The organism is Kocuria sp. CCUG 69068, from assembly GCF_020833785.1.
GTDB lineage: Bacteria > Actinomycetota > Actinomycetes > Actinomycetales > Micrococcaceae > Kocuria > Kocuria rosea.
On the sequence record NZ_PDDL01000008.1, the window covers coordinates 1 to 14,063 of the forward strand.

Genomic DNA, 14,063 nt, shown 5'->3' on the forward strand with positions numbered 1-14,063 from the left:
CCCTGGTCGGCGGCGGCCCCGGCGCGGACGACCTGCTCACCGTGCGCGCCGTGGCGGCCCTGCAGGACGCCGACGTGGTGTTCGTCGACCGGCTCGCCCCCGCGGGCGCGGTGGCCGCCGCGGCCCCCGGCGCCGAGATCGTCCCGGTCGGCAAGACCCCCGGCCACCACCCGGTCCCGCAGTCGCAGATCCAGGACCTCATGGTGGAGCACGCCCTGGCCGGCCGCTCGGTGGTGCGGCTCAAGGGCGGGGACCCCTACGTGTTCGGCCGCGGCGCCGAGGAGCTCGCCGCGTGCGCCGCCCACGGCATCCCCGTGGACGTGGTCCCGGGGATCACCAGCGCGGTCTCGGTGCCGGGCGCGGCCGGGATCCCCGTGACCTTCCGCAAGGTCTCCCGGATGTTCACGGTCGCCTCCGGGCACGTGCCGTTCTCCGAGGCGGAGCTCGCCCACTTCGCCGGCCTCGGCGCCGGCGGGGGCACCCTCGTGGTGCTCATGGGCGTGGCCACCCTCCCCCACCTCGTGGCCGGCCTCGTCCGCAACGGCGCCGATCCCAGGACCCCGCTGGCCGTGGTCGAGCGTGGGTTCACCGACCGGCAGCGCTCCACGATCACCACGCTCGCCACCGCGGTCGCGGACACCGCGGCGGCGGGCTGCGGCTCGCCCGCCGTCGTCGTCGTCGGTCCCGTGGTCCGCCTGGCGACCGCCGAGCGGGACGCGTTCCTCGCGGAGGTCACCGCCCATGGCTGCTGAGGACCTGCCCCTGGCCGGCCGGGTGGTCGGCGTGACCGCGCACCGCCGCTCCGAGGACCAGATCGCCGCCCTCGAGCGCCGCGGCGCCCGCGTGCTGCACGCCCCCGCCCTGCGCGTGGAGCCGGTCGGCGAGGACGCCGGGCTCGCGGCCGCCTCCCGGGCGATGTTCGAGGCCCGCCCGGACCTCGTGCTGCTGACCACCGGCTACGGCCTGCGCCGCTGGCACGACGCCGCCGTGGCCCAGGGCTTCGACGCGGACCTGCTGCTGTGCCTGCGCGAGGCCGCCGTCTACGTGCGCGGGCCCAAGGGCCGGGGCGCGGTGCGCGGCCTGGGCCTGGAGGACGCCGGGATGTCCGCGGACGAGACCACCGCCGGGCTCGTGGACCTCGTCCTGGCCGAGCACGGCGGGGACCTCACCGGACGCACCATCGGCCTGCAGCTGCACGGGATCGCCGACGTGGTCCAGCGCCGACGGCTCACCGACGCCGGGGCCCGCGTGCTCACCGTGACCCCCTACCGGTGGGCCTCCGCCGACGACGCCGGGCAGGTGCCGGTGCTCGTGCGCGAGGCCGCGGCCGGGCGGGTGGACGCCGTGACGTTCACCGCCGCCCCGGCCGTGGACGCGCTGTTCAGCACGGCCGAGGAGCTGGGGCTGCACGAGGAGCTGCTGGCGGCGTTCCGCGGCGGGATGCTCGCCGCGACCGTGGGACCCGTGACGGCCGCGCCGCTGCTGGAGCTCGGGATCGAGCCGCTCGTGCCGGAGCGGTTCCGGATGGGCGCGATGCTCAAGCAGCTCACCGACGCCCTGTCCGGCGGACAGCCCGACGGCGACGGGCGGTAGGCGCCACCGACCGCGGGCGCACCCCGCCCCTGGGCGAGCGCGGGACGATTGCGGGGGCGCGCCAGGACGGGGGTCAGGGGAACCGGGGGTATCCCGACGCACCCCTGCGACCGCTCGGCAACCGCCAAGGCCGCAGGTCAGGCGGACATTTTGTTCGCCGTGCACCGAATGTAGCAGATCACACCGGATTAGCGAACACTTTCCTGATGTAATTGTGTCGGAATGGTCACGGCCCGAACGTCACCGGCCTCCACGGGCATCCAGCAGTACACCCACCCGGCCACCGATGGTCGACGCACCACCCATGCCGCCCTCCCCGGCGCCTTTACGGAGTGCAACAAGCCGTCATCTGTCGACGAACCTTCAGATGTCAATAATCTGGCTTCGCCTCGGTACCCCCGGGGCCTGTCCCCCAAGCGGTCCACAAATAGAGACCGACCACCGATCGTGGCCAGGCAAATAGAAGCGTTTTCAACGTTTGGCCAAATAGTGTTTGCGATTGTAACTCCCCGAGGTGGGCTTCACGCCCACAACGGCTTTGCGGAGGTATCGGGATTCTGAAAGGCTAATTCTGGTCGGTCGCCTTGGGGAAGGAGATCGACCGGCGCGTCGGGGGGACGGGTCAGCCTTTCTCAGGGGAGTTTCTCATGCCGATCTTTTTTGTCATGCCTATGAGTACTATTTCCGTCGCGGAATCGGCACAGTCGTTTCTGCAGAGCGGAAGTCGTGTCTTACTCATGATCGCCATGGCGCTGTTCCTGGCCTATCTGCTGTTCATGCTGAGTGCGGTGACGATTTCCGGCGCCATCACCAAGGTGAATGCGTTGCGTCGTCCCCTCACCACCGAGCCCAGGGCTACTGTGACGTCCCTTCCGCTGCCTCTCGATGACGGCTGGGGAAACCGACTGGTTCCGGGCCCCGATGAGCGCGCCATGAGCGCCTGAGCTTTCCGACATGATCATGCTCTTCGGAGAGCGGATCGACTTGATCCTGGCTCTCGCCGTCCTGTTGGTCTCACTCAGCGTGCTGTACGGCATGACGCTTCTCGTACTTTCCCGTTTTGAACCCCGGCACGCGCGGGCACGCCGACGTCAGGTGTCGAACATGCGGGACGACAAGACCGTCGTGTTCGTCGTTCCGTGCCTGAACGAGGATCGCGTTCTCGGGGCCAGCCTCGACCGTCTCGCGAGTCTCGAGCATCCGCGTGTGCACATTCTGGTGATCGACGACGGCTCCGACGACGACACAGCCGCCATCGTCCAATCACATCCTGACCCGCGGGTACACCTCTTCCAGCGAACCTTGCCCGAGGCACGCCAAGGCAAGGGGGAGGCCTTGAACGCCGCGATCCAACATCTGCGGACCAGCGATCTGATCGCCGGCACACCGCACTCGGACGTGGTCGTCTGCGTCATGGACGCAGACGGGCGACTAGATTCCCATGCTCTTCGTGACGTGATGCCGCTCTTCTTGGACGACCGGCTCGGTGCGGCCCAGATCGGCGTCCGTATCAACAACCGGCACCAAAGCCTGTTGGCTCGTATGCAGGATCTGGAGTTCGTGCTCTACACACACGTCTTCCAGCGTGGGCGACGTCATCTCAAGAGCGTCGGACTCGGTGGCAACGGTCAATTCGTCCGACTCTCCGCCCTCAACGGGCTGGGAGAGTCACCGTGGTCGCGCAGCCTCACGGAAGACCTCGACCTGGGTGTGCGGCTCCTCATCGATGGATGGGAGACGGAGTTCTGTTCGACGTCGTCGGTGCACCAGCAAGGACTCGTGGACATCAAACGATGGGTGAAGCAGCGGACGCGCTGGTTCCAGGGACACCTGCAGTCCTGGGGCCTGGTCCCCTGGGTGCTCCGCGACCTCACCGGCACACGGCGGGCCGACCTGGTGTACCACCTGACCAGTCCGTTTCTCCTGCTGATCACGTCATTCCTCAGTGTGGCCTTCGCCCTGTGGGCATTCGACGTCATCCTCGGGATCGTGGTGGGCGACGCCGTCGTCTCACGGTGGTGGATCTCGGCCTATCTCGTCGCATTCGGGCCGGCCCTCCTGTTCGGTCTCGTGTACTGGTCCCAAGAACGGCACCACGGCCTGCGAGCGCCGACTGCCGTGCTCCTGATGCACGCGTACGTGCTCTACGCGACGCTGTGGTATCTCGCAGGATGGAAGGCGGCCTACAGAGCGGCGCGTGGGCACAACGGTTGGTCGAAGACTGAACGTATCGTCGAGAACAAAGCCCAGGTCGACTCGTCGGCGAAGGAGCTCACCACCGAGGTGCGCGCATGAGGAAACCCGTACGAATCGTTCTAGCACTCGGGATACTTGCTCTGGTCGCCGTGGCGGGGGTCAACAACATGTGGCGTATACAACCGTGGTCCGACGGCGAGACCCATGGCCAGTGGGCCGCTCTCTACACCGGCTACGGACGTGTTGTGGGCTCGGACAAGCAGGTGGTCCTGGAACCGAACGCCGCTGCATCACCTGACATCACCCATGGATCGTTGGTGCACACCACGCGGGCCTATGAGGACGCTGATTTCGCCATCACGATGAAGACGGAGGAACAACTCCGGCAGGGCGACCCGAATGTGTGGGAAGTGGGCTGGGTCCTCTGGAACTTCAAGGACAACGACCACTTCTATGCCGTCGCGCTCAAGCCCAACGGGTGGGAGATCTCGAAACAGGACCCGGCCTATCCCGGGAGTCAGCGATTCCTCGCAACCGGTGACGACCGGACCTTCCCTGTCGGTCAGGCGTACCGGGTCGAGGTCGAGCAGGACTGGCCGCGCATGACCGTGCGCGTCGACGGCCGAGAACTGACCACCATCGTCGATGACGAGCGGCCGTACCGCGGCGGCGCCATCGGCCTGTACACCGAGGACGCCCGCGTCCGATTCCAGGACCTGGAAGTCAACGACAGCACGAACGCGTGATATCCGCTGCATCAGCGCGGACCCATTGATGGATCAGGAGCAACCATGTCCAGTACGTCCCCCAGCAAGCCCATCACCATCATGGCGATCTATGGCACTCGTCCAGAGGGCATCAAGATGGCCCCTCTCGTCCTCGCGCTCCGCGACGATCCGCGCTTCGAAGTGCGCGTAGTCGTCACGGGACAGCACAGGGAGATGCTCGACCAGGTGAACCAGAGCTTCGGCATCGTCCCCGACAGCGACCTCGACATCCATGCGCCTGGGCAGAGCCTGACGCAGATCAGCAATCGCACGCTGGAAGGCCTCACAGAGGTTCTGAAAAAGGACCGCCCCGATGCCGTTCTCGTACAAGGAGACACTTCTACCACCTTCGTAGGCGCCTTGGCCGCCTTCTACGCGGAGATCCCCGTGGTTCACACGGAGGCAGGACTGCGGACGGGCAACAAGTACTCTCCGTTTCCCGAAGAGATCAACCGCCGGCTGACCGGGCAGATCGCCAGCCTGCACCTGGCTCCGACGGCGGCGAGCCGGGAGAACCTCCTGAAGGAGAACATCGATGCGTCGACCATCGTGGTCACCGGCAACTCTGTCATCGATGCTCTGCTCATCACCGTGGCTTCACTGCCCCGGATTGAGGACCCGGCTCTGGCGGAGCGCCTCGCAGAGGGACGACCCATGGTCCTCGTGACCGCGCATCGGCGCGAGTCGTGGGGTAAGCCTCTCGAGGCTGTCGGCAGAGCGATAGCAGCACTGGCTCGACGGCATCCCGATCACGACTTCGTCTTCCCCGCGCACCGTAATCCTCTGGTTCGCGATGCAATCCGGCCAGCCGTTCAAGATGTGAAGAACGTCCTGATGACGGAGCCTCTTCCCTACGCACAGTTCTGCGCCCTGCTCGAACGGGCGTCCATCATCCTCACCGACAGCGGAGGCGTCCAGGAGGAGGGCCCGTCCCTCGGCAAGCCGGTTCTCGTCATGAGGGAGACCACTGAGCGTCCGGAAGCCGTTGTTGCCGGGGCCGTCAAGCTCGTGGGCACCGACGAAGAGGTGATCGTGCGAGAGGTCTCGACACTCATCACGGATCAGGACGAGTACAGCCGCATGGCCAGGGCTCTCAATCCCTACGGTGACGGACGCGCTGCGGAGCGCACCGTGCGCGCCCTGGCTCGACACTTTGGGTTCGACGATCTCGTAGAGGAGTTCACCTACGAACCCCAGTTCGCTGCGTCAACCACCAGCTGATCCATATCAGATACTGCACGCCGAGCTCCCCGGGCCGTTCCACTGGGGTCCCGGGGAGCCTCGCTGAGGAGATTTCATGAGCAAGCCCTTCCAGCTGACGAGACGCGGGCGAGTCGAGTGGTTCGTCGGTCTGGCCGCCCTGCTGGCCGTGTCCGTCGGAACTGTCTTCGGTCTCACCGACGACACCCTGGTTGAGGGGGAAGGCTCTCCTCTGGCGCAGCAGTATGCAGCCGAGGCGAAAGAGGGCCCAGATGCTCGTGCTGGGGAAGCGGTATTCGATCGTCGATTCGGGCAGACCGGAAAGATGTCCACCTTGGTCCTCTACGACAACACCGGTGAGACGTCCGACGACGCTGAAATGTATGCCGTGGCAACGGCCAATCTGGCGACGCACTTCGGTGAAGCAGAGATCCAGCCGGTGGCTGACTATGCGGCGAACACGATGGAGTCATTCGACGCCGTCATCTACATCGGGACCGACTTCGCGGCCTCCCCTCCTCGAGGTTTCCTCGACGATGTCCGTGAAGGCGGGATACCGGTGATGTGGGTCGACCAGAACATCGACGACCTCGCAGGGTGGGAGGCCGGCAGTTCGGCCGCGTTCGTCGATCAGTACGGTTGGGACCCGCACAAGTCCCTCACGGTGGACAGCGGTCTGGTGAGGACAGTCGTGTACAAGGACCGTGAGGTGTCCCGCACAGCCGAGGGTGTTGCGGAACTCGCGGCGCCGGTCATCGAGGCTGACGAGGCCGTGGAGGTTCTCGCGACCTCCCAGTGCCGGAACGACGACGGAGCGACGCAGTGCAGTCCGGAGCAGCGTGTGCCGTCCAGTGAAGCCCCGTGGGCGATTCGCTCCGGAAACCTCACCTATGTCGCGGAGATTCCTCTGGACTACATCGACGTGAACGATGTCTACCTCATCTACTCCGACTTGTTCTACGACCTTCTGGCCCCGGAGACGCCTGAAGTGAAGCAGGCCGCAGTGCGGCTCGAGGATGTCGGCCCGGAGGCGGACCCGCAGGACCTCCGTGCCGTGGCCGATTATCTGCACGGGGCCGGCGTGCCTTTCCAGGTTGCAGTGATGCCGATCCACGTCGCACGAACGCCGGATGGAGACGACTGGTACGGGCTGAGCCTGCTGGATCGTCCTGAGGTGGTGGACGCCCTCAAATACATGCAGGAACGGGGAGGGACGTTGATTCAGCACGGAACGACCCATCAGTTCGGGGCGGCCGACAACCCTTACAGCGGGCGCACCGGCGAGGACTACGAGTTCTATCGATACGGCTGCAGCACGACGGCACAAGAACCGTATGAATTCGGCAAGTGCAAGAACGACTCCTACATCCGCCAGATCGGACCCGTGGCCGAGGACAGCGTGGAGCAGCATGTCGCCCGGATTGAGCAGGGTCGTCAGGTCATGAAGGATGCTGGTCTGGGTGAACCGGTGATCTTCGAAACTCCGCACTACGCCGCCTCAGTCAACGCATACGCCGCCATATCCGAGGTCTACGATGCCCGCTACGAGCAGTCGGACTACTTCGCGGGCATACTGTCGCAGAAGCCCAGCGAGCCCGGGAAGGCCTACAGCCAGCATTTCCCCTACACCGTCCATGACATCTACGGGGCCAAGGTCTACCCCGAGAACTTGGGGAACATCACCGAGACCGAGCAGAACAACCACGCCGTCCGTGATCCGAAGTTCCTCGTCTCCCGTGCCGAAGCGAACCTGGTGGTGCGCGAGTCAACGGCCAGCTTCTTCTTCCACCCCTATCTCGATCTGGAGTACTTGAAGAAGACGGTGCAGGGCCTCAAGGACCTCGGATTCGAGTTCGTGCAGGTGTCCGAACTCAAGTGAGCCAGCTCAAGGCGTCGTTGGATCGCCGGTAGGCTGGGCGCGACCCGCCCGCCCTGTCGAAAGGCCGCCCGTGACCACCCCCCAGCTCGCCTCCTACGTCGACCACACGCTGCTCAAGCCGGAGGCGTCCCGCGAGCAGATCGCCACCCTGTGCGCGGAGGCCAGGCAGTACGGCTTCGCCTCGGTGTGCACCAACCCGCTGTGGACGCCGTTCGTGCGGGAGCAGCTCGCGGGCAGCGACGTGCTGACCTGCGCCGTGATCGGCTTCCCGCTGGGCGCGTCCGCCACGGAGGTCAAGGCGTTCGAGACCGCCACGGCCGTGGCCGCCGGGGCCGACGAGATCGACATGGTCATCGACATCGCCGCCGCCCGCGCCGGCGAGCGCGAGCGGGTCGAGGCCGATGTGCGCGCCGTCGCCGAGGCCGCCCACCAGGGCGGGGCCCGGCTCAAGGTGATCATCGAGACGTGCCTGCTGACCGACGAGCAGAAGGTCCTCGCCTGCGAGGCCGCCGTAACCGCCGGCGCGGACTACGTGAAGACCTCCACGGGCTTCTCGACCGCCGGGGCCACCGTGGCGGACGTCCGGCTGATGCGGGCCACCGTGGGCCCGGACATCGGCGTCAAGGCCTCCGGTGGGATCCGCACCCGCGAGGACGCCCTGGCGATGATCGAGGCCGGCGCCTCCCGGATCGGCGCCAGCAGCGGTCCCGCCCTCCTCGGCTGAGTCCGCCGCGCCCTCCGCCGGGCACCGCCGCGGGCCGTGCCCGAGCGACTAGACTGGCCCCGAACGCCCCGCGGCCGCCGTGGCCGGCCGCTCCCACCGTCAGAAGGATTGGATCCATGGCCAACCGAGCCCAGTCGTCCACCAGCACCGCGGCGGACGCGACGCCCAGCGGCCGCAGCGGCGGCGCCACCGTCCGCTCCCACTCGGGCCAGGGACGCACGGTCAACAACCTGATCTTCCTCGTCCTGTGCATGGCCATCATGATCGGCAGCTTCATCGCCTTCGCCAGCTACCCGAACAGCCCGCTGATCTGGTTCGTCGGCCTGGGCCTCTACGCCCTGGCGCTGCTGATCCCCGTGAGCCTCCTGCAGAACAGCACCGCGAAGAAGGCCGAGGGCGGGCGCACCATCCTCATGCACGTCCCGCCGAGCACGGAGGTCGCCGGCGAGCCGACCACCGCGGCGGCCTTCCCGGACCCGCCCCGCAACATCGGCACCCGGGACGCCGAGGTCCGCGCCGAGCACCAGAACGACACCCTGGGCAAGGCGACCCAGTAGCCCGTCCCGCACAACGACCGACGGCCCCCTCCCGCACCCGCGGCAGGGGGCCGTCGGCGTTGCGGACGAGGCGGTCGCGCGGAGCATCCGGGCGTCGGTCGGTGCGACTAGACTGGCCGGGAATGCTTCGCGGCCGCTCGTGACCGGCCGCCTCCCACCGCCAGAAGGGTTAGATCCATGGCCAACAGAGCCCAGTCCTCCACCAGCGCCTCGGCGGACGCGTCGACCGGCCGCAGCGGCGGCGCCACCGTGCGCTCGCACTCCGGCCAGGGACGCACGGTCAACAACTTCGTGTTCCTCGTCCTGTGCATGGCCATCATGATCGGCAGCTTCATCGCCTTCGCCAGCTACCCGAACAGTCCGCTGATCTGGATCCTCGGCCTGGGTCTCTACGCCCTGGCCCTGCTCATCCCGGTGGGCATCCTGCAGAACAGCACCGCCAAGAAGGCCTTCGGCGGCCGCACGGTCCTCATGGACGTCCCCTCCTCGACCGAGGTACCCGAGATGGGGCGGGGCCGCACCGCTGCCGCGTTCGACGACGGACCCCGCGACGCCCGCGAGCGCGACGCCAGGACCGCGGCCGTCCACCACGGCGACAAGTACGGCAAGAACGTCGAGTAGGGCCGCGCCGGGTCCGACGACGACGACCCGACGACCGCTCGCACAGCAAAGGTCCCCTCCCACCGCGGGCGGGGACCTTTTCCGTGCCCGGTGGACCGGACGGCGGCCGCCGCGCTGACGGATCAGGCCGTGGCCGGCTCCTTCGCGAAGACGGCCTCGACCACGCCGCGGGCCCAGGCGAGCACCGCGCCGTCCACGAGGTCCTTGCCGCCGATCCGCTCGGTCTTGGGCTTGGGGATCAGCACCTGGAAGGTGTCGGTGCCGGGCACCGCCTTGACCTGCGCGCCCGGGTAGAGGCGGGTGAGCCGCATCTGCCGGGACTCGGGGAGGTCGGCCGGGGCGAAGCGGACCATGTTGCCCTGCGCCGCGACGTCGGTGAGGCCGGCGGCGCGGGCGGTCACCCGGAAGCGGGCGACCTCGAGCAGGTTCTGCACGGGTTCGGGCACCTCGCCGTAGCGGTCCACGAGCTCGTCGGCGACCTCCTGGATCGCCTCCTCCGTGGCGGCGTTGGCGAGGTTGCGGTAGGCCTCCAGGCGCAGCCGCTCCCCCGGGACGTAGTCGTGCGGCAGGTAGGCGTTGACCGGCAGCTCGATCTTCATCTCGGTGGGCCGCTCGTCCTCCTCGCCGCGGTACTCGGCGACGGCCTCGCCGACCAGGCGCAGGTACATGTCGAAGCCCACCCCGGCGATGTGCCCGGACTGCTCCCCGCCCAGCAGGTTGCCGGCGCCGCGGATCTCGAGGTCCTTCACGGCCAGCTGCATGCCGGCGCCGAGCTCGTTGTGGGCGGCGACGGCCTTGAGCCGCTCCAGCGCCGTCTCGGAGAGCGGCTTCTCGGCCTGGTACAGGAAGTAGGCGTAGGCCCGCTCCCGGCCGCGGCCCACACGCCCGCGCAGCTGGTGGAGCTGCGAGAGGCCGTAGCGGTCCGCGCCGTCGACGATCAGGGTGTTGGCGTTGGCGATGTCCAGGCCGGTCTCCACGATGGTGGTGCACACCAGGACGTCGAACTTCTTCTCCCAGAAGTCCACGATGATCTGCTCGAGCCGGGACTCGGACATCTGCCCGTGCGCCACGGCGATCCGCGCCTCGGGCACGAGCTCGGCGAGCTCCTTGGCCTTGCGCTCGATCGAGGAGACCCGGTTGTGGATGTAGAACACCTGGCCCTCGCGCATGAGCTCGCGCCGCACGGCCGCGGAGACCTGCTTGTCGGTGTAGGCGCCCACGTAGGTGAGCACGGGGTGGCGCTCCTCCGGCGGGGTGGCCAGGGTGGAGGTCTCGCGGATGCCGGTCAGCGACATCTCGAGGGTGCGCGGGATGGGGGTCGCGGACATCGCCAGGACGTCCACGTTGGTCCGCATCGCCTTGAGCTTCTCCTTGTGCTCCACGCCGAAGCGCTGCTCCTCGTCGATGACCACGAGGCCGAGGTCCTTGAACTGGACCTCCTTGGACAGCAGCCGGTGGGTGCCGATCACCACGTCGACGGACCCGTCCTTCAGCCCGGCGAGCGTCTCCTTGGTCTCCTTGGCGGTCTGGAACCGGGAGAGCGCGGCCAGGCGCACCGGGAAGCCGGAGAAGCGCTCGGTGAACGTCTCGGCGTGCTGCTGGGCCAGCAGCGTGGTGGGCACGAGCACGGCCACCTGCTTGCCGTCCTGCACGGCCTTGAACGCCGCGCGCACCGCCACCTCGGTCTTGCCGTAGCCCACGTCTCCGGAGATCAGCCGGTCCATGGGGACTTCCCGCTCCATGTCCGCCTTGACCTCGTCGATGGTGGTCAGCTGGTCCGGCGTCTCGATGTAGGGGAACGCCTCCTCGAGCTCGCGCTGCCACGGGGTGTCCTCCGCGAAGGCGTGCCCGCGGGAGGCCATCCGCGCCGAGTACAGGCGGATCAGCTCGTTGGCGATGTCCCGGACGGCCTTCTTGGCGGCGCGCTTGGTCTTGTTCCAGTCCGTCCCGCCCATCTTGGACAGGGTGGGGGTCTCGCCGCCCACGTAGTTGGTGACCTGGTCCAGCTGATCGGTGGGCACGAACAGGCGGTCCCGCGGGCCGTTGCGCTTGGACGGCGCGTACTCGAGCACCAGGTACTCGCGCACGGGCTTGGGCTGGCCGGGCTTGATCATCGCCCCGGCGATGGGCCGCTGGATGAGCTCCACGAACTGGCCGATGCCGTGCTGCTCGTGCACCACGAAGTCGCCCTGGCTCAGCGCCAGGGGGTCCACGGCGTTGCGCTTGCGCCGCACCGGGAGCTTGCGCATGTCCTTGGTGGTGTAGGGGCTGGCCTTGCCCAGCAGGTCCGCCTCGGTGAGCAGCACGATCCGCGGCCCGTCCAGGGCGAAGCCCTTGCCGGCCACGGCGGTGGTGAGCTCCACGATCCCGGGCTGCGGCTGCTCGGCGAGGGTCTCGCGGCGGGCGGCGGGGATCCCGGCCTCGTGCAGCAGCTCCGCGATCCGGGTCAGCGGGCCGGGTCCTTCCGTGACGGCGACGACGCGCCAGCCGTCCGCCACCCGCCCCTGCAGGAACTCGAGCATCGCCTCGACGTCCCCGTGGAAGCCCAGCGGGTCCCGGGCGGCCACGGTGAGGGTGTCCGCGTCCGAGTCGATGAGGGCGATGTCCTCCGCCGCGGTGTCCGCGTCCACGTCCTGACCGGCCACCGCGTTGACGTTGAGCGCGGTGACGGCCCACCAGCCGAGACCGGTCCCCAGCGCGGTGGCCCGGGCCTCGGCGAGGGTCTGGAAGGACCCGGAGGCCAGGGTGCGGCCCTCGCCGTCGTCGTTCCGGACGACGTGCTCGGCGGAGGTGATGTCGATGGGCGCGGACTGCCCGTCCGAGGCGGAGTCCCACGCGGCGAGGAGGAACTCCTCGTTGGTGGCCACGAGGTCGTGGGCACGGGTGCGGACCTTCTCCGGCTCCATGACCACCACGAGCGAGCCGGGCGGGAGCAGGGAGAGCACGGGCACCAGGCCGTCCACCAGCAGCGGCGCGAGGGACTCCATGCCCTCCACGTAGATGCCGCCGGCGATCCGCTCGAGCATGGACTCCGCGCCGGGCAGGGAGTTCTTGAGCTTCGCGGCCCGGGACATCACGGACGGGGTGATGAGCACCTCGCGGCACGGCGGGGCCACGAGCCGCTCCGGGTGGTCCCCGGTGGTCAGGGTGCGCTGGTCGGCCACGGCGAACCAGCGCAGCTCGTCGACCTCGTCGCCGAAGAACTCGATGCGCACCGGGTGGTCCTCGACCGGCGAGAAGACGTCGATGATCCCGCCGCGCACGGCGAACTCCCCGCGCCGGGTCACCATGTCCACCCGGGCGTAGGCGGCCTCGGCGAGCGAGGCCACGGCGGCGTCGAAGTCGAGTTCCTCGCCGCGGGCGAAGCGCACCGGGGCCATGTCCCCCAGGCCCTCGACGACGGGCTGGAGCACGGAGCGGACCGGGGCGGTCAGCACCCGCAACGGGCGCTCGGGGTCCTTGCCGGCCAGCCGGCGCAGCACGTCCAGGCGCCGGCCCACGGTGTCCGAGCGCGGCGAGAGCCGCTCGTGCGGCAGCGTCTCCCAGGCGGGGAACTCCGCGACCTCACCAGCCGGCAGGTAGGCGGACAGGCCCGCGGCGAGATCCTCGGACTCGCGGCCGGTCGCCGTCACGGCGAGCACCACGGGTGCCCGGCCGTCGGCCGCTCCGGGACCGGCCGGGGCGTCGTCGAGGGCCCCGCGCAACTGGGCCGTGAGCACCGCGCGCATCCCGTCCGGGGCGCTGATCACGGTCTCGGCGCTGCGCTCCCCCGGCGGCAGGGCGGCCTGGGTGCGCAGATTGGCGAAGGAGCGCTCCGCCCCGAGGGCGGCGAGCAGTCCGGACAAGGTCATGGGGAGCAGTCTCCTGGGACGCTGAGGAAAGAGCGGGGCCGTGGCGGCGAACGATCGCGGGATCCAGCTTACTCCCGGGATCGGACAGGACCCGGGGGCCGGGGCACCGCCGCCCGCCTACCATGGGACCACGCACCCGCCCTACCGAGGAGCCCGCATGGCCGTCACCGCCTCCACCACCGTCCCCGCCCCCGTCGACCAGGTCGTCGCCACCTTCTCCGACGAGGCCTTCGTCCGCCACGTGGCCGAGAAAGCGGGCGGCACCCTGGAGTCCTTCGAGGTCTCGGGAGCGACCACCGGGGCGTTCACCGTGACCGCGGTGCGGACGCTGAGCGCCGACCGGCTCCCGGACGTCGCCAGGAGGTTCGTCGGCTCCTCCGTCCGCATCACCCAGACGGACGCCTACGAGGCCCCGGCCGCGGACGGGTCCCGCACCGTGCGCAGCGACATCACGATGGCCGCGCTGCCGGTGTCCGGCAGCGCGGACCAGACCCTGCGCCCGCAGGGCGGGTCCACCGAGGTGCACGTCGACTGCACGGTGGAGGCGAACATCCCGTTCGTCGGCAAGCAGGTGGCCGCCGCCGCGGAGCCCTACGTCGGCAAGGCCCTGTCCCTGCAGGCCCAGGAGGCCGAGGCCTGGCTCGCGGACCGCTGAGCCGACCGCCTCGAGGGGTG

General features: G+C 68.9%; 12 protein-coding genes. 11 read left to right on the top strand and 1 reads right to left on the bottom strand.

All coding sequences use genetic code 11. The features are described from left to right. The 10 genes from cobA to CRM73_RS02795 form a co-directional block, all read left to right on the top strand. On the top strand, positions 1-752 hold a 752-nt coding region (cobA, locus tag CRM73_RS02750; protein ID WP_229586754.1), incomplete at its 5' end, for a uroporphyrinogen-III C-methyltransferase. Continuing rightward, positions 742-1,593: a uroporphyrinogen-III synthase gene (locus CRM73_RS02755; protein WP_229586755.1), complete on the top strand. Its 852-nt coding sequence runs from the start codon at positions 742-744 to the stop codon at positions 1,591-1,593. The genes cobA and CRM73_RS02755, both read left to right, overlap by 11 nt. 647 nt (positions 1,594-2,240) lie before the next feature. Further along, complete coding sequence (locus CRM73_RS02760) at positions 2,241-2,537, top strand: hypothetical protein (RefSeq protein ID WP_095651450.1); 297 nt, start codon at positions 2,241-2,243, stop codon at positions 2,535-2,537. A gap of 10 nt (positions 2,538-2,547) precedes the next feature. After that, a complete protein-coding gene (locus CRM73_RS02765) occupies positions 2,548-3,888 on the top strand; it encodes a glycosyltransferase family 2 protein (RefSeq protein ID WP_229586756.1) in 1,341 nt (446 codons plus the stop codon). Next, the gene (locus CRM73_RS02770; protein WP_141246830.1) at positions 3,885-4,535 is read left to right on the top strand and encodes a family 16 glycoside hydrolase; all 651 of its coding nucleotides are present in this window, start codon (positions 3,885-3,887) and stop codon (positions 4,533-4,535) included. Before CRM73_RS02765 ends, CRM73_RS02770 begins: the two co-directional genes overlap by 4 nt. Positions 4,536-4,580: 45 nt before the next feature. Continuing rightward, positions 4,581-5,777 (top strand): non-hydrolyzing UDP-N-acetylglucosamine 2-epimerase, encoded by a 1,197-nt coding sequence (gene wecB, locus CRM73_RS02775; RefSeq protein ID WP_217987556.1) that lies wholly within the window; start codon positions 4,581-4,583, stop codon positions 5,775-5,777. Between the two features lie 76 nt (positions 5,778-5,853). Further along, positions 5,854-7,635 (top strand): polysaccharide deacetylase family protein, encoded by a 1,782-nt coding sequence (locus tag CRM73_RS02780; protein WP_229586758.1) that lies wholly within the window; start codon positions 5,854-5,856, stop codon positions 7,633-7,635. Positions 7,636-7,705: 70 nt separating this feature from the next. Next, positions 7,706-8,359 carry a deoxyribose-phosphate aldolase gene (gene deoC, locus CRM73_RS02785; RefSeq protein ID WP_229586759.1) on the top strand — a complete coding sequence of 218 codons (654 nt, stop codon included), beginning with the start codon at positions 7,706-7,708 and terminating at the stop codon, positions 8,357-8,359. Between the two features lie 116 nt (positions 8,360-8,475). Next, positions 8,476-8,916: a hypothetical protein gene (locus CRM73_RS02790; RefSeq protein WP_229586760.1), complete on the top strand. Its 441-nt coding sequence runs from the start codon at positions 8,476-8,478 to the stop codon at positions 8,914-8,916. A gap of 177 nt (positions 8,917-9,093) precedes the next feature. Beyond that, positions 9,094-9,537, top strand: a complete 444-nt coding sequence (locus CRM73_RS02795) for a hypothetical protein (protein WP_115162485.1) — start codon at positions 9,094-9,096, stop codon at positions 9,535-9,537. 122 nt (positions 9,538-9,659) lie between these two features. On the opposite strand, the gene mfd is transcribed toward CRM73_RS02795, so the two are convergent. Further along, positions 9,660-13,388 carry a transcription-repair coupling factor gene (gene mfd / locus CRM73_RS02800; protein WP_229586761.1) on the bottom strand — a complete coding sequence of 1,243 codons (3,729 nt, stop codon included), beginning with the start codon at positions 13,386-13,388 and terminating at the stop codon, positions 9,660-9,662. Between the two features lie 157 nt (positions 13,389-13,545). On the opposite strand from mfd, the gene CRM73_RS02805 reads away from it, so the two are divergent. After that, the gene (locus tag CRM73_RS02805) at positions 13,546-14,043 is read left to right on the top strand and encodes a DUF2505 domain-containing protein (RefSeq protein ID WP_229586762.1); all 498 of its coding nucleotides are present in this window, start codon (positions 13,546-13,548) and stop codon (positions 14,041-14,043) included. Positions 14,044-14,063 lie beyond the last annotated feature (20 nt).